The organism is Candidatus Blochmanniella pennsylvanica str. BPEN, from assembly GCF_000011745.1.
In the GTDB taxonomy this organism is placed as follows: Bacteria; Pseudomonadota; Gammaproteobacteria; order Enterobacterales; family Enterobacteriaceae; genus Blochmanniella; species Blochmanniella pennsylvanica.
Map to the genome: position 1 here is coordinate 415,223 of NC_007292.1, position 16,543 is coordinate 431,765.

A 16,543-nucleotide genomic window follows, 5' to 3' on the forward strand; every position below is an offset into this window, starting at 1 on the left:
TAATATATCTAAAATGTTTCTAAAATCTGTAGATTTAATTACTCAAGATGAATATTCATGACACTTACATAATGCAAAAATAATCACAAACAATCATAACAAATTTAAAAACAAAGATCCTATCTTTCGCATTATTCGCCTCCAGAGTTCCCTATTATACAATTTACTTAAAAAGTAAATTATAAATTTTGAAGATTATCAGTTAAAAAATCTGATAGAACAAACATAGTAAAATAACAAAATAAAACAAAAGTTTTTGTGTTTTTATTACACTTATAATAAGACAAAATCCAATATCTTATCATTGTATAATGATAAACCTTGTTTTATACTTTACCAATAACATACTTAAACGGTAGTTTTATCCGATTATGGCTTCTATATTCTTAACACGAATATATAAAATACAAATATATTCACATAAATTTACTATTAATTTATAAGTACATAAAAAATCATACTTATAAAAAATTATGCTTTACATGACCATCATCGTGTAAGAATGAATGATTTTGTTGTATACTCATTTGCAATTCAACGTAATAATACTAACCCACATAGGACCCTTTCCTGATGAATAACGAGACAACATAGTTAATGTTCCATTATCTGAATCAATCTTATATAAAGAGATACAATTTGATTTTTGACCTGCGACCACTAAAAATTTTCCCTGATAATCAATTGCAAAACCACGCGGCTGTTCTTCAGTGAGTTGATAACCAACAAATTTTAATTTTTTTGTCTTTTTAGAGATCTCCAAACAACTAATAATATTAATAGATCTATCAGTACAATATAACCAACGCCCATTAGGAGTGATATGTATATCAGCTGCCCAACATCGGTTAATGCTGATATTTTTAGGAATTATACTTACTGTTTGAACGATACTTGGAATTTTTTGAAAATTATTATATTTTATAACATCAACAGTACTCGTTAATTCATTAATGACATATGCGTAACAATCGAAATCACAGAAAATCATATGACGCGGACCAGAACCAACATTAATTTTAATAATAGATGGATCGTATGATGTCAACATTCCAAACGAATTTATGTTAAATAACCTAATAGCATTTTCCTTCAAACAAGGAACCCAAAGTAATTTTTTGAATTTATCTATATTTGCGGAATGACACCCTAACAGGCCTTCTATAATTTGTATAGGGCTATCAAGAAGCATTCCTGACATACTTATAGGAATCACACTCACCGTGTTATTTCTATAAGATGTGCAATACAAAAACGCACCCTTTTTGTCGCTAATCAAATGAGTGGGGCTACTGAAGATCCCAATTGTCCCATGATCCGCTAACAAACCTATCTGATCGATACGATAAGTAGTAATTCCAAAATTGGGACGTATTCCAACATACAAAAATCGCTTATTAGGATGCACAGCCATAGGTTGTGCCTGTCCGTGAGTATATATCACCTGTATTAATTCTAGTAGCCCATAAATACTATCTAATTTCCAAACGTGAATTTGCTGACTTTCCGGGCTCGCTACATAAATAATTTGTATCATATATTTATTCGTTTTATAACAATGTAATTAAATATAAATAAAAAATCATACTGTATGTGACCGTATTTCAGTATGGGACTACAAACCTATTTTAATTTTTTGTTTAATTCATAAAAATTATCACTTTTAAACTGCATTAGAGTACGAAATATTATTCGTATATGCACGTATTAAAAATTTAAGTTTATTTCGATATTACGCATCATACAATTAAAATAGCCAATCTAAAACAAGCAGTATATAATCACTTCACATGTTCGTAAACAAAAAAAATAAGAGAACAAATTATGCATATAACTAAATTAGTTTTAATAAGACACGGAGAAAGTCAATGGAACAAAGAAAATAGATTCACTGGATGGGTTGATGTAGACTTATCAGAAAAAGGACGTTCTGAAGCGCAATGCGCTGGTAGAATATTAAAAAAAAATGGATTTTTTTTTAATTATGGATATACTTCAGTATTAAAACGAGCAATTCATACTTTATGGATCATATTAGATCAATTAGATCAAGCATGGCTACCAATAGAAAAATCTTGGCGACTCAATGAACGTCATTATGGGGCACTGCAAGGATTAAATAAAGATGAAGCCATAAAAGAATATGGATACAAAACAATTCAAAAATGGCGTCGTAGTTTCAATGTTATTCCTCCAAATATTTGTGGTGGAAATAATCAGTTTATTGCAACAAATGACAATCGTTATGCTAACATCAGTACTGATGAATTACCTAGTAGTGAAAGTTTAGAACTAACCTTAAAAAGAGTAATCCCTTATTGGAACCAATCCATAATACCTCATATCAAAAAAGGTCAAACAATTATTATCGTTGCCCATGGAAATTCTATACGCGCTATAATAAAGTTTCTCAATCACTTAAATGAATCAGAAATATTTCAAATTAATGTGCCAACAGGTGTTCCGCTAATATATGAATTTGACAAAAAAGCAAATACTGTTCAACATTATTATTTAAAATAATTATTTAAATAATAATTTATTTTCAGTTATTACTTTTGATAAAGTAATATATACGATTATTTAATATTCATTTGAACTTCACATTCATTTTTAAAATGATGTTATGAAACATTTTGTTGATCACATGATTTGCTTGCGATATAATGCACATAAATTTTTTATTTCAATCATTTTTGAAGGTGATAAGTATGGATCAATTTCCCCGTTTTCAAAATACAGCGTCAGAACAGGTCAATAACGCAATACAGCCATATATCTTGCAAGTATTTGGGTGGATGTCTTGCGGGTTATTGTTGACAGCCTTTGTTGCTTGGTACGCTTCTCGAACTCCGGCAATACTTCAATTATTATTTTCCAATCAAATAATATTTTTTAGCCTGATTATTGGTCAACTAGCATTAGTATTTGTTCTTTCTGGTATGGTAACACGATTAAGTGGTTCTTTAGCAACTACCTTATTTATGTTATATTCAATGTTAACAGGTTTAACCTTATCCAGTGTATTTATACTGTATACTACGTCATCCATATCTAGCGCGTTTGTCGTGACGTCAGGTATGTTCGGAGCAATGACATTATATGGGTATACTACTAAACGAGATTTAAGCAGTTTTGGTAATTTATTATTTATGGCGCTAATTGGTATAGTACTAGCCTCAATGGTTAATTTATGGTTAAAAAATACAGCTTTAATGTGGCTCATTACATATATTGGCGTTATTATATTCGTCGGGTTAACTGCGTATGATACTCAAAAACTCAAATCTATAGGAGCATCTTTATCTATAGACAATCAAGATCAATTTCGTAAATACTCGATTATAGGAGCATTAACTTTATATTTAGATTTCATTAACTTATTTTTAATGATAGTTCGTATCTTTGGAAATCGCCGTTAATAATAATAGCCGCATATAACAACAATAGCCCGGTCTATTGTTTCTATAGAAACAATAGACCGGGCTATTGTTGTTAACTACCCCAAAAATTTTTAAGATAATAAATACACTAAATTTGAAATAAAAACTTCAATATATCCCCATCCTTTACACAATAATCTTTACCTGCATAACATATCTTACCAGCTTTCTTTGCACCTAATTCCCCACGATAAAAAATAAAATCATCGAACTTAATAATTTGAACACGAATAAAACCCTTTTTAAAATCACTATGTACTTTTTTAGCTGCTTCTAATGCAGTCATCCCGACTACATATATCCAAGCACGTGTCATATGTGAATTAATAGTAAAAAAAGTACGTAAATTTAACACAGAAAAAATAACACTAACTATATCACACAATATATCTTTTTGCTGTTTCATAGCTGTTTTAAAACGATCATCTCTATTTTTTGATGAAGATAACATTGCACAACATGAGATCAATGGTATACTATTATTAAATGCAAATGCGTGCAATTTATTTAAATAAGTATTATTCGTAACAGATTTTTCATCAATATTAGCAAAATAAATAATTGGTTTGTTAGTTAAAAAATTAAATTTTTCAATATTCGTTCTTTCTATATTAGAAAAATGTACCTTCCTTAAAAGAACTCCATCATATAAATAATCCAAACATTTTTTCAATACGAATAGCTGTTGTTCAATATTTTCGTTAATAAGTTTATGTTTTTTTTGTAAAGAACAAATACTTTTTTCGCACTGAGAAATATCAAATAATATAAGTTCGGTATTAACAATGTCCGCATCTCTACAGGGATCTATATTATTAAAAACATGAACAGTTTGATTATCATCAAAACAACGTACCACATGACACAATACTTTTGTTGTTTGAATATGATTTAAAATTTTGCTACCTAGACCAATACCTTGAGCAGCCCCTTTTATTAAACCGGCAATATCTACAAATTTAATCTTACCATGTACTGTTTCACGTGACGCAACAATACCTGCTAATTGATATACACGCGGATCAGGTATCCGAACCACAGATATATTGGGATGAATAGTACAAAAAGGGAAGTTAGATATTTTAACAGGTGCATTAGTCAATACGCTAAATACAGTAGATTTACCCACATTCGGTAATCCGATAATACCACAATCAATTTGCATAAATTTTTTTAACAATCAAAAAATAAATATTAAAATCCATTGTTGCAACCAATATTTTTATAATTAAAATTAAACATTTTTAAATCAACATTTCTATAAAAAATCAGGATTATAGGAATGTAGTTGATTCATAACTTCAATAAATTTTTTATTAACTATACTTTCAGTATGTAGTATTGCTTCATTAATTACACGGTTAATCTTATATTTCTCATAAATAGTTGGTTTATTTAACACAAAACCAATGACTTTACTTTTGTTACCAGGATGACCTATCCCAATACGTAAACGATAAAAATCATATTTATTATGAAGTTTAACGATAACATCCTTGACGCCACGATGACTATTATTAATGTTTTTACCTAATTTAATACGCATTACGCCAGGCGGTAGATCAAGATCATCATGTGCAATCAATATTTCCTGTGGACATAATTGATAAAAATCAACACATTTAGATATTGAAAGTCCATTATTGTTCATATTCGAATCTGGTATTAATAAATGCACAATATTAGTTGCTAATTTTAACCTCCCAACATATCCACATAATATAGTATTTTTACTTAGTATTACTTTATATCTTGTTGCTAAAGATTTAACATATCTGGCACCAAAATTATGTCTGGTATTAAAATAACTCGTTTCAGAATTTCCTAATCCAGCAATAAGCTTAATAGTCATTATTATATACACCACTACACAATTTTATAAATTTAAAATTTAATTAATCCCAATATTTATGTTATAAAAATATATTTTTACTTGAACACATATACATATATTAAAAATCGTTTGATATTTTCATGATATATATTTTAGTATAATACTAGATCTTCTATCATTAAAATGATAATAAAACAATTAACATGAAGAAAAATACAATATTTACATAAATTAATATTTTTATATATACAACATAATCTTATTAATGATCAAACATAGCAGAAATTGATTCCTCATTGCTAATACGCCGAATTGTTTCAGCAAGCATACCAGATAAGGTTAACACACGTACGTTAGATAAAGATTTTATTTTTGGTTTTAATGGAATAGTGTCACAAACAATAATTTCATCTATCATAGAATTTTGAATATTCTCATAAGCATCTCCAGAAAAAATTGGGTGGGTAGTGTACGCAAATACACGGCGCGCTCCTCTTTCTTTCAAAACATCTGCGGCTTTACACAATGTTCCCCCCGTATCAATCATGTCATCTACCAATATACAATCACGATTACATATATCCCCAATAATATGCATAACTTGAGAAATATTAGCGCGAGACCTTCGTTTGTCTATAATTGCCATATCAGTATCGTTAAGTAATTTTGCAATAGCACGAGCACGTACTACCCCTCCAATATCTGGGGATACTATAATAGGATTATTAAAATTCTGTTGCGTCATATCTTCCAATAAGATTGGACTCCCGAAAACATTATCTACTGGCACATCAAAAAATCCTTGTATTTGTTCAGCATGTAAATCTACCGTTAAAATTCGATCCACTCCCACACTAGATAAAAAATTTGCTACAACTCTAGAAGTAATAGGTACTCTAGCAGATCGCACTCTTCGATCTTGACGAGCGTATCCAAAATAAGGAATTACAGCGGTAATTCTAGCGGCTGACGCGCGTTTTAATGCATCAACCATAACAATTAATTCCATTAAATTATCATTTGTTGGAGCACAAGTCGATTGAATAATAAACACATCTCCACCGCGCACGTTTTCATTAATTTGAACACTTACTTCTCCATCACTAAAACGACCAACAGAAGCTTTACCGAGATTAATGTATAATCTATTAGCAATACGCTGGGCTAATTCTGGAATAGCATTTCCAGTAAACAGTTTCATATTTAGAAGCATCTCTTAATTTTATATTTGCTAATACTATTAAGTATTTATATAATTAATAATGACGATGATAGTAAGACATTTATTAAGATAAAAAAATTATACTACTATATGCGGTACATTTTAATAATTTTTGATGCAATGGAGATAGATTTATTCCGCGTGTTATAATACTGCTGACCCATGATGGCAAGTAACTTTGAACTTGATAAGCAAGTTGTTCAGTCTTAAATTCAGCAAAAATACAAGACCCTGTTCCTGTTAGTCGTGCTAATGCGAATTGCGACAAACACGCAAAAAAAATTTTTATTTCAGGAGATATTTTTTTTATAATTTCTTCGAAATCATTATGAAATGAAACAGACAATAACTCTCTCATCGAACGAAATGGAGAATAACAATGATTCTCTAATTCATACATTTGAAAACCCCAGAAAGTACTAATTCGAACCGGTGGAATGAGAATGAGGTACCATTTTTTAGGAACAAAAACCGGTATTAATATATTTCCAATACCTTCAGCAAATGCTGAACGTCCATACAGAAAAAATGGCACATCAGCTCCTAGCATCAAACCTAAATGCATTAAAACGTGTTTGTTCAAATAACATCGCCATTGTTGATTAAGTACCATCAATACAGTTGCCGCATTAGAAGAAGCGCCTCCTAAACCAGATCCGATAGGCAATATTTTATCAAGAAAAATATCTGCACCGAATACCGGCTTTTTATTTGGCCAACAATAATATTGCAATAATTTTGCCGCTCGTATAATTAAATTATCACGACATACCAAATCATTCATAATAGTAAATAATCTAATTCTACCATTATTTGTTACAAATATTTTGATCGTATCGCCATACTCAATCAACTGAAACAATGTCTGTAAGTAATGGTAACCGTCTGCACGACATCCAGTTACGTATAAAAATAAATTAAGTTTTCCTGGAGAGGGCCATTGATAATTCATCGTACATTCCAATTATTAATTATTAGCTTAATATGATGTTGATCATAATGCGCATCCAAGACTTTAGGCAAAATTGGTATACTATTAGTATAGTAATGACGATAATATATAGATATATTTTTATTGCCATAGCAACAATTTACATGAGATAAGCAGCCTATAGCATTCAGATTATATTCTGCATTACTACCAGGTAATCCAAGTATCCATTGTTGTAATTGTTTTAAAAAATAGTTGAAATCCACAATCCATTTTTGTATTTCATTTTTAAAATCATTATTTTGATAAATTATACCATTTAAAATACAAACAACTCCATTTTCTACAGATATAGAAATTATAGTTAATCCTAAAATATTAAATAATTTCATGCAATAATTATTATCATTATTATGAATCCAAATAAACCTAAAATGCATCTTCTTTTGGTGATTAACTGAATAAATAATAGTACCTTGTGTTTGATAATAAAATATCCGGGATATTGATTTCTTATGATTATTCCACATATATACCAATTTATCTTCATACAAACCAAAATTATGATGATAAACGCAGGAAACACAGATCAACATCACTATACCAAACACTCTAAAACACCTATGTTGACACATTTAAATATTAAAATTTAAAAAACTATCTTCTAAAAAATAAATTTTATTTATTTTATTCATATTAAAATTCACATCTTAAATGTAATCATCTATCTGCTAATCAAAAGAAATAATGTTTTGAATTATCTAAATATTTATTAAATTTGTTATTTAATATTTTTAAACAAAAACACATAATTGTTTCTATTTAATTCTTTGAATCCCAATACTTTAATTTTCACTATTCATTCATATATTCATATATATATATTACTTTTATTAAATAAATAATCATAATAATTAGGTATCATTTAAATTAATAAAAAATTTAAACACTGTTTTGATAATCTTAATTATATACACAAATACAATACTTAATGACTGTTAAAAATCTATTTAATAATAAATATTCATTACTCACGAGGTATATATGTTTTAAAAAATAAAAATTAAATTATTTTATAAATAAAAAATATATGATACCATTCTGGTATGTTGATACTTTAATATTATTTGTAAAAAGACGTGTATAATTCTATTAATATTCACGTGTAAATGTGGTTTAAATATAATTAATGGTATATAAAAAAGATCAATAATATCTTCATATATACAATATATATTTAAATTATATTGATAATTATTGATGTTATCCATTTTTATCTAAACAAAAATCCACCTCTCCTTAAGATAAAGATATATGAATTCTATCATTGTCAATAAACTAATAGCTTTACAGGAACGTTTTAATGTATTAGAAAAATTACTCAGTAAACCCAATGCTATTGATGACAAAAAACATTTTTGTACATTAGCTAAGGAACACGCTCGACTATCTGAAATAGTTGTTTGTTTTGAACGTTGGTTGGATATAAAACAAGAAATAATTAATACAAAAAAATTGCTTGAAGATGTAGATATGCATGATATTGCTCAAGATGAGCTAAAAACATTCTATTTAAATCGGAATAATATTGAAAAAAACTTAAAAATACTACTATTACCCACTGATTCTAATGATAAGCTAGGTTGTTTTATTGAACTACGGGCTGGCACTGGAGGAAAAGAAGCAGCAATTTTTACGGGAGAATTATTTCGAATGTATGTTCGTTATTCAGAGGTTCGTCGATGGAAAATGGAAATTATCAATGCTACTTATGGAGAATGCGGTGGTTATAAAGAAATTATTGCTAAAATTCCTTATAGAGGTGCATATAGTCTCTTAAAATTCGAATCTGGAGGACACCGCGTTCAAAGAATACCGCATACTGAATCTCAAGGTCGCATTCATACTTCCACTTGCACAATCGCTGTAATTCCAGAGATACCAGATATCGAATTGCCTAGTATTGATCCTCATGATTTAAGAATCGATACCTTTCGGTCATCAGGTGCAGGAGGACAACATGTAAATACTACCGATTCAGCAATCCGTATTACCCATGTACCAAGTGGATTGGTTGTGGAATGCCAAGACGAACGCTCACAACATAAAAATAAAGCCAAAGCATTATCAGTACTTGGTTCGCGATTACATGCTATCGAAATGAAACGTCGACAACAAGAAGTATCTTGCACCCGACGTAACTTACTAGGTACTGGGGATCGATCTGATCGAATTCGTACATATAATTTTCAACAAGGCCGAATTACTGATCATCGTATTTCTTTTACATCATATAAATTAAATGAAATAATGAACGGAGAATTAGATCTCTTGATACAACCCATCATTCATCAACATCAATCCGATCAACTTAATAAATTATTAGAATTAGAATAATGACATGGGATCAATGGTTACATTGGGCCAATTTAAAACTAAAAAAATCCATCAGCCCAAAAAGAGATGCAGAGATTATTTTAGGTCAGGTTACCAAAAAATCTCGCGCTCAATTGTTAGCATTTGGAGAATCATTATTAGAATATGACACTATTATCCAGTTAAAATCTTTAATCTATCGAAGAAAAAAAGGAGAGCCTATAGCTTATCTCGTTGGTTCAAAGGAATTTTGGTCCTTAGATCTTAAAGTTTCGCCAGGTACATTCATTCCTAGACCAGATACTGAATGCTTAGTAAAGCATGTATTCGATTTATTAAAGGTATCTCATTTAAATGTTTTAGACTTAGGGACCGGAGTAGGTACTATAGCTTTAGCTCTTGCATCAGAACGACCAAACTGGAATATTACAGGAATAGACTGTCAAAAAAAAGCATTATTTCTTGCTCATAAAAATAAGCTGTTACTTAATTTTAAAAATGTAAAATTTATATATGGAGATTGGTTTAAATATCTAAGAAATAAAAAATTTAATCTCATTGTTAGCAATCCACCATATATCGATAAAAATGATTCATGTTTACAATTCAGAGATATGATTTTTGAACCTAAAAATGCATTAGTATCAAAACAAAAAGGTTTAGAAGATTTAACAGTAATTTGCAAATATTCCACTCAACATTTGCGTCAGAATGGATGGCTGGTGTTGGAACATGGATGGAATCAAGGAAATTATATGCGCGCGTTATTTTTTAAATTTGGATTTACTCATATCCATACAATACGTGATTATCATCATTATGAACGCGTAACATACGGAAAATGGAAATCCCATTAAAATATTATATTAATAAACGCAAATAAATAGTACAATATTTAATTGACAGAATAATGTAAGTTAAATAAATAAATTAAAAACCAATAAACATTACAACTTGAATGACCGTAAAAACAAGATATTTATATAAATCATATTTTTTTGTTGTATAAGTATTAAATTTAACTAATATTTAATATTATAATGGATTTACTTGATTAAATTATAGGTAATTAATGATCATTACGTAACTGATACACTATGGTTGTCTTTAATAAATATTAAAGCTATTACTAATAAATTTACAGTTTTATAATATTAAAATTAAAAATATTGGATGTATATGCATGCAACAATTAATAGTCAATATCTCTGACATAAAAGTATCCAACAATTTACCGTTCGTATTATTTGGAGGAATGAATGTTTTGGAGTCACGAGACATAACCATGAAAGTTTGCGAACATTATGCAAAAATAACTCATAAACTCAATATACCTCATATATTCAAAGCATCTTTCGACAAAGCAAATCGTTCATCAATTGACTCATATCGTGGACCAGGATTAGAAGAAGGGTTGCGTTTATTTCAAGAATTACAGGAAATATTTGGAGTTAAACTTATGACTGATGTACATGAAATTTACCAAGTAAAAACTGTATCGGAAGTAGTAGACGTACTACAGATTCCTGCGTTTTTAGCTCGTCAAACTGATTTAATTGCATCCATTGCGCAGACTGGTATGCCAATTAATATAAAAAAACCACAATATATGAGTCCTACACAAATCATACATATTGTTAAGAAATGTCGCTCATTTAGCAATAAAAACATTATTTTATGTGAACGAGGCACTGTATTTGGTTATGATAACTTGGTAGTGGATATGCTAGGATTCAACGTAATGAATCACGTTTCCAAAGGTTGTCCAATAATAGTAGATGTCACGCATGCTTTGCAAAAACGTAATCCATTAAGTCCTATTTCTGGAGGAAGAAACAGACAAATTTATGATATGGCTAGAGCCAGCACAGCAGTAGGCATAGCCGGATTATTTCTTGAGGCGCACCCTAATCCTCATCGTGCTAAATGTGATGGATCTTCTGCATTACCTTTAAATCAATTAGAAAATTTTTTAACACAAATAAAATCTATTGATGAACTAGTCAAATCTTTTTAAAATCTTACACTAGACTAAAATTTTAAATTAATAATAAAAAATTTTCTGATTGAAAATCATTTTTTTAAAAAACCTGAATTTTTTATATTTCATATAAATATCTTGAATTCATTTTATTTTTCATGCAATTAGGAATGTTTACAACTTTTAAAATCACTATAATCATGATGATATCTGTTTAAAAAATTTTTACTTAAAATATAAATATATAAATTCAATAACACAATATATACTAATTATAGTAAAAAAATATCATAAATTCAGTATAGATAAATCAAACATTTAATATTTTAACAATTAAGTTTTACTGAGCTCAGTATCAATAACAAATAAGAATATGATCCGAAATAACTTATAATATAATATTAACTCAAAAATCATAAAAAAATGATACTTATTGATTTTCTAAACTTTGTTGGATATCCATCATTTTTATTATCATTTATAAATTTTATTATTATTATATAGATTTTAAATTTTTATTAATATTCATCAATATTATTACATTAATGACAAATGTTGACAGATTATATCTGTATCAAGTATAATAACGACTTGTTATGATTAGTGTGTTTTTTACAAAAACCCATATCAATAATGTTGCAAATATTATATCATTGAATACATCAAGAATTATAATGATGAAATATGATTATTTAAACAAAAATACAACGCGATACAGTATATTAAAGACTATAACAATGGTGCCTTGTGTCTTTATATAGTAAATAAAAAATAGATATATATATATTAGTTGTCTATAAACATTTTTTAAAAAATTCTGGGGTGTTTTATTTTAAATAGACTTAAATTAAATTATATTTATTATATTTTTTAATACATATTAATAAAAAATTTTAATACAGAATTAACTTGATTTTAAGGATTAAATGTATTGAAAAATTAATTAATAAATTATTATTTATTTTAAAAAATCATAATCTTCATAAAATCAAGATAAAAAGACTTATCAATTTATTACAAACATAATGATTAAACCAAAAGATGACAGGCACTACTAATCATAAGTTCCGCATTTGGTAAAACACAAAAAAAGAATCAACTTCTAAAAATGAACCTCCGTACACTTCTTATAAAATATATATTTATTAATTAAAAATTAATATTGTTATTAACAGTTTAAAAAAACATCAGTTAAATTCAACATAGTTTTTAGTATTTTATGTTCTTCACGCACAATAATATTATGATAGAATGAAATAAGCGTTACTACGTGAAGAAAACATTTCATGTGTATCCAATAAATTTAAAATCTTTACAAGTACTTTATTATTTTCTTCAAAATAAATTATTATCCCTATAATGTAATTTATAGGGATAATAATTGAATATATAAATGATATATTTAATATTTCTACATAATGGATATAGCATCCAATGAAAATTAAAAATAAACTTAAAGCATTCAATCCTATTATAACAAATGACTATATGAAATATTTATAGTATGAATGAATCATAAATTTTTTTTGTAACTTTACGAAACGAAAAATCAATATAATTATATTGTATCTCTTTTATGAGTTTATCGAGATACGTATTTAAATTTGCGTAAAAAAACATTTATTTAAGCAGACAATGGTTAAGTTTATTGATATTGTCGAATTAATACATCATAATTTAAACATTAGGTTTATGTTTATTATACAGACTATGATGTAAGATGACATGTAATTGCTTTCTTGCGCATATTTATTAGAACACGCAGTGAAAAAATTAGTCTGTTATAATGCAGACCAAATAGTATTCAGTCCAATAACAAACATAGGATTTTATTATGACATAGATCTCTCTATTATTGTCTTGTTCAAGATAACCTAGTAATTATAGGAAACACAGCTAATGATTGTTAATAAAAATACAAATATTATAACCAACGTTATCTGCAGGAAAACTAAATAAACTTTATCTATCATTTGCTGAAAATATATAAAATATCAATTATAAATGAAAAAATATTTACCCTATTGAACATACCAGGTTATATTATCATGAAAAATATATAAATATATATCATGGACTACATACTCAACATTAATTTTATCATAATTTTAAATTATCTAAAATTTCTAAGTTTTACTGGATTAAAAACAGTAAAATTAAAAATTGCACATACTTGTAGTCTCTACAGAACAAAAAATAAATAATGTATAACTCACAAAAATATGTCACAAGTACCTAAAAAAAATGATCATCGCAACCTTGCGAAACAACTACACTTATACCATACACAAAAAGATGCTCCCGGTATGGTATTTTGGCATCAAAATGGATGGATTTTATTACAAGAATTAAAAAAAATTATAAGAACGCAACTTAAAGAATATAAATATCAAGAAGTGAAAAGTCCTACCATGATTAATCATACATTATGGAAAAAAACAGGCCATTGGGATAATTATCATGAACATATATTTACTACTTCTTCAGAAAGTCATGAATATTGTATTAAACCGATGAATTGCCCAGGACATATTCAAATTTTTAATCAAGGTATTAAGTCTTATAAAGATTTGCCTTATCGTATAGCTGAATTTGGAAATTGTCATAGAAACGAACCATCTGGGTCTTTACATGGACTCATGAGAACACGCGAATTTACCCAAGATGATGGTCATATTTTTTGTACAAAAACACAAATATTCGACGAATTAAACCACTGTATCAAAATGATGTATGATATATATAATACATTCGGTTTTAAAACGATTTTGGTAAAATTATCTACTCGTCCTGCAAAGCGAATTGGTACAGATTCGATATGGGATACGGCAGAACAACATTTATCTACTGTACTTCAGCATAATAATATCTCATTTCAATATCAACCTAATGATGGTGCATTTTATGGTCCTAAAATAGAATTTGCTTTACTTGATTCTTTAGATAGAACTTGGCAATGTGGTACAATACAATTGGATTTTTCTTTACCAAATCTATTAAACGCACGGTATATTGATCGTCATAATAGTCGCGTAGTCCCCGTAATGATTCACAGAGCAATTCTTGGTTCCATGGAACGATTTATTGGTTTAATAACAGAAGAATACGCAGGATTTTTCCCGACGTGGTTAGCCCCGACACAGGTTGTGCTCATGAATGTCACTGATCAACAATCTGAATATGTTTCTGTTATAGAAAAAAAGCTAATAAATAAAAAAATAAGAACGAAAGTAGACTTGAGAAATGAGAAAATAGGATTTAAAATTCGTTATTATACCTTGCAACGCATACCTTATATGTTGATTTGCGGAAATAAAGAAATGAATCAAAATACAGTAGCTATACGTACATATCGAGGTCAAACATTAAAAAACTGTAATATTGATATATTTATAAAAAAATTACTTTGTGAAATTAACAGTTACAGTCTTTATCAAATGGAGGAATAACATATTATTAAATTCGCAAAAAAAATACAATCAATACGACTAAATCGTATTAACAGAGAAATTAGTGCTGTAAAAGTCCGACTAACCGGAGTAGACGGAAAACAAATTGGTGTAGTCAGTTTACATGAAGCGCTGAAGCAATCCGAAGACATCGGTCTTGATTTAGTTGAAGTTAGCCCTAATTCCGATCCACCTGTGTGTAGAATTATGAACTACGGTAAATTTTTATACGAAAAGAACAAATCTACAAAAGAACAAAAGAAAAAACAAAAGGTGATTCACGTCAAAGAAATAAAATTTAGACCAAGTACTGATGAAGGAGATTATCAAGTCAAATTGCGTAATTTAATTAAATTCCTTAATGAAGGAGATAAAGTCAAAATCACCTTACGTTTTAGAGGAGGGGAATTGGTGCACCACCAACTTGGAGCAAAAATATTATACCGAATACGTCACGAATTGCATGAATTAACAACAGTAGAATTTTTTTCTAATAAAATTGAAGGGCGCCAAATGACTATGATTTTAGCGCCAAAAAAGAAATAATAATTCACATTATCTATACATCAGCGTCAACGCATATAATGAAAAATTATAGGGGTTAATTTATGCCTAAAATTAAAACACTTCAAGCAGCTAGTAAACGATTTAAAATAACAGCTTTAGGGAAATATAAGTATAAACATGCCAATATGCGACATATTTTAACAAAGAAATCTACAAAACATAAACGTCATTTACGTCAAAAATCTATACTTCCTAAAATTTATTTAACTACAATTATGAAGTATTTACCATATATATAGATTAATGCTGTTTTAATGATTAGGGCAAACTTCAATATATGCCATCGCTTACATTATTAGGAGAGCAGTACATATGACACGCGTAAAAAATAGTGTAGTAGCCCGTGCTCGCCATAAAAAAATTTTAAAACAAGCAGCAGGTTACTATGGCGCAAGATCACGTACTTATCGTGTTGCCTATCAATCAGTTATAAAATCTGGACAATATTCGTATCGCGATCGTCGTCAGAAGAAACGTTTATTTCGTCGATTGTGGATTAACCGCATCAACGCCGCATCGCGTAAATATGGTATGTCTTATAATCATTTAATAAATGGATTACAAAAATGTAATGTGTGTATTAACAGAAAAATGCTTGCTGATATAGCTATTTTTGATAGAGAGACTTTCTCTGCTTTAATCGATAAAGCAAAGATTAATTGTGAACATACATAAATCTACTCAATCAAAAATACATGTTCATGAAATATTAAACTCATAATGATAATACAAAAAACTCG

15 protein-coding genes are annotated in these 16,543 nt (G+C 28.3%); 9 read left to right on the forward strand and 6 right to left on the reverse strand.

Annotated features, from left to right (window positions below):
• Positions 1 to 523: 523 nt before the first annotated feature.
• Complete coding sequence (pgl, locus tag BPEN_RS01725) at positions 524 to 1,537, reverse strand: 6-phosphogluconolactonase (protein WP_011282885.1); 1,014 nt, start codon at positions 1,535 to 1,537, stop codon at positions 524 to 526.
• A gap of 287 nt (positions 1,538 to 1,824) precedes the next feature.
• Between pgl and gpmA the strand changes: the two genes are divergently transcribed.
• Both gpmA and BPEN_RS01735 read left to right on the forward strand, forming a co-directional pair.
• Positions 1,825 to 2,523 (forward strand): 2,3-diphosphoglycerate-dependent phosphoglycerate mutase, encoded by a 699-nt coding sequence (gene gpmA / locus BPEN_RS01730; RefSeq protein ID WP_011282886.1) that lies wholly within the window; start codon positions 1,825 to 1,827, stop codon positions 2,521 to 2,523.
• Between the two features lie 188 nt (positions 2,524 to 2,711).
• Positions 2,712 to 3,422 carry a Bax inhibitor-1/YccA family protein gene (locus BPEN_RS01735; RefSeq protein WP_011282887.1) on the forward strand — a complete coding sequence of 237 codons (711 nt, stop codon included), beginning with the start codon at positions 2,712 to 2,714 and terminating at the stop codon, positions 3,420 to 3,422.
• Between the two features lie 109 nt (positions 3,423 to 3,531).
• On the opposite strand, the gene ychF is transcribed toward BPEN_RS01735, so the two are convergent.
• The 5 genes from ychF to lolB all read right to left on the reverse strand — a co-directional run bounded on the left by ychF (position 3,532) and on the right by lolB (position 8,065).
• On the reverse strand, positions 3,532 to 4,608 hold the full coding sequence (gene ychF / locus BPEN_RS01740; protein WP_011282888.1) for a redox-regulated ATPase YchF: 1,077 nt from the start codon (positions 4,606 to 4,608) through the stop codon (positions 3,532 to 3,534).
• A 93-nt stretch (positions 4,609 to 4,701) separates the two neighbouring features.
• Complete coding sequence (gene pth / locus BPEN_RS01745; protein ID WP_011282889.1) at positions 4,702 to 5,295, reverse strand: aminoacyl-tRNA hydrolase; 594 nt, start codon at positions 5,293 to 5,295, stop codon at positions 4,702 to 4,704.
• A 244-nt stretch (positions 5,296 to 5,539) separates the two neighbouring features.
• Positions 5,540 to 6,490 (reverse strand): ribose-phosphate pyrophosphokinase, encoded by a 951-nt coding sequence (locus tag BPEN_RS01750; RefSeq protein ID WP_187145667.1) that lies wholly within the window; start codon positions 6,488 to 6,490, stop codon positions 5,540 to 5,542.
• A gap of 73 nt (positions 6,491 to 6,563) precedes the next feature.
• On the reverse strand, positions 6,564 to 7,451 hold the full coding sequence (gene ispE / locus BPEN_RS01755; protein WP_011282891.1) for a 4-(cytidine 5'-diphospho)-2-C-methyl-D-erythritol kinase: 888 nt from the start codon (positions 7,449 to 7,451) through the stop codon (positions 6,564 to 6,566).
• Positions 7,448 to 8,065 (reverse strand): lipoprotein insertase outer membrane protein LolB, encoded by a 618-nt coding sequence (gene lolB / locus BPEN_RS01760; RefSeq protein WP_011282892.1) that lies wholly within the window; start codon positions 8,063 to 8,065, stop codon positions 7,448 to 7,450. The genes ispE and lolB overlap by 4 nt, the downstream gene beginning before the upstream one ends.
• 679 nt (positions 8,066 to 8,744) lie before the next feature.
• Here lolB and prfA point away from each other — a divergent pair.
• The 7 genes from prfA (at position 8,745) to rplT (ending at position 16,478) form a co-directional block, all read left to right on the forward strand.
• Positions 8,745 to 9,827 carry a peptide chain release factor 1 gene (gene prfA / locus BPEN_RS01765; RefSeq protein ID WP_011282893.1) on the forward strand — a complete coding sequence of 361 codons (1,083 nt, stop codon included), beginning with the start codon at positions 8,745 to 8,747 and terminating at the stop codon, positions 9,825 to 9,827.
• Positions 9,827 to 10,663 (forward strand): peptide chain release factor N(5)-glutamine methyltransferase, encoded by an 837-nt coding sequence (gene prmC, locus BPEN_RS01770; RefSeq protein WP_011282894.1) that lies wholly within the window; start codon positions 9,827 to 9,829, stop codon positions 10,661 to 10,663. The genes prfA and prmC overlap by 1 nt, the downstream gene beginning before the upstream one ends.
• A 326-nt stretch (positions 10,664 to 10,989) precedes the next feature.
• On the forward strand, positions 10,990 to 11,823 hold the full coding sequence (gene kdsA, locus BPEN_RS01775; protein WP_011282895.1) for a 3-deoxy-8-phosphooctulonate synthase: 834 nt from the start codon (positions 10,990 to 10,992) through the stop codon (positions 11,821 to 11,823).
• 2,186 nt (positions 11,824 to 14,009) lie between these two features.
• Positions 14,010 to 15,236, forward strand: coding sequence for a threonine--tRNA ligase (gene thrS, locus BPEN_RS01780; protein WP_011282896.1), 1,227 nt, complete (start codon positions 14,010 to 14,012; stop codon positions 15,234 to 15,236).
• A gap of 6 nt (positions 15,237 to 15,242) precedes the next feature.
• Positions 15,243 to 15,782, forward strand: coding sequence for a translation initiation factor IF-3 (infC, locus tag BPEN_RS03290; RefSeq protein WP_011282897.1), 540 nt, complete (start codon positions 15,243 to 15,245; stop codon positions 15,780 to 15,782).
• Positions 15,783 to 15,844: 62 nt separating this feature from the next.
• Entirely contained in the window at positions 15,845 to 16,042 is a 198-nt protein-coding gene (gene rpmI, locus BPEN_RS01790) for a 50S ribosomal protein L35 (protein WP_011282898.1), read from the forward strand.
• Between the two features lie 73 nt (positions 16,043 to 16,115).
• Positions 16,116 to 16,478, forward strand: a complete 363-nt coding sequence (rplT, locus tag BPEN_RS01795) for a 50S ribosomal protein L20 (protein WP_011282899.1) — start codon at positions 16,116 to 16,118, stop codon at positions 16,476 to 16,478.
• The last annotated feature ends 65 nt before the right edge of the window (positions 16,479 to 16,543 follow it).

Bases quoted from the DNA above. Each gene is read 5' to 3' on its own strand.
- rplT (WP_011282899.1), top strand. From the start codon at position 16,116: ATGACACGCGTAAAAAATAGTGTAGTAGCCCGTGCTCGCCATAAAAAA.
- rpmI (WP_011282898.1), top strand. From the start codon at position 15,845: ATGCCTAAAATTAAAACACTTCAAGCAGCTAGTAAACGATTTAAAATA.
- BPEN_RS01750 (WP_187145667.1), bottom strand. From the start codon at position 6,490: ATGCTTCTAAATATGAAACTGTTTACTGGAAATGCTATTCCAGAATTA.
- pth (WP_011282889.1), bottom strand. From the start codon at position 5,295: ATGACTATTAAGCTTATTGCTGGATTAGGAAATTCTGAAACGAGTTAT.
- kdsA (WP_011282895.1), top strand. From the start codon at position 10,990: ATGCAACAATTAATAGTCAATATCTCTGACATAAAAGTATCCAACAAT.
- ychF (WP_011282888.1), bottom strand. From the start codon at position 4,608: ATGCAAATTGATTGTGGTATTATCGGATTACCGAATGTGGGTAAATCT.
- gpmA (WP_011282886.1), top strand. From the start codon at position 1,825: ATGCATATAACTAAATTAGTTTTAATAAGACACGGAGAAAGTCAATGG.
- ispE (WP_011282891.1), bottom strand. From the start codon at position 7,451: ATGAATTATCAATGGCCCTCTCCAGGAAAACTTAATTTATTTTTATAC.
- lolB (WP_011282892.1), bottom strand. From the start codon at position 8,065: ATGTGTCAACATAGGTGTTTTAGAGTGTTTGGTATAGTGATGTTGATC.
- pgl (WP_011282885.1), bottom strand. From the start codon at position 1,537: ATGATACAAATTATTTATGTAGCGAGCCCGGAAAGTCAGCAAATTCAC.
- BPEN_RS01735 (WP_011282887.1), top strand. From the start codon at position 2,712: ATGGATCAATTTCCCCGTTTTCAAAATACAGCGTCAGAACAGGTCAAT.
- thrS (WP_011282896.1), top strand. From the start codon at position 14,010: ATGTCACAAGTACCTAAAAAAAATGATCATCGCAACCTTGCGAAACAA.
- prmC (WP_011282894.1), top strand. From the start codon at position 9,827: ATGACATGGGATCAATGGTTACATTGGGCCAATTTAAAACTAAAAAAA.
- prfA (WP_011282893.1), top strand. From the start codon at position 8,745: ATGAATTCTATCATTGTCAATAAACTAATAGCTTTACAGGAACGTTTT.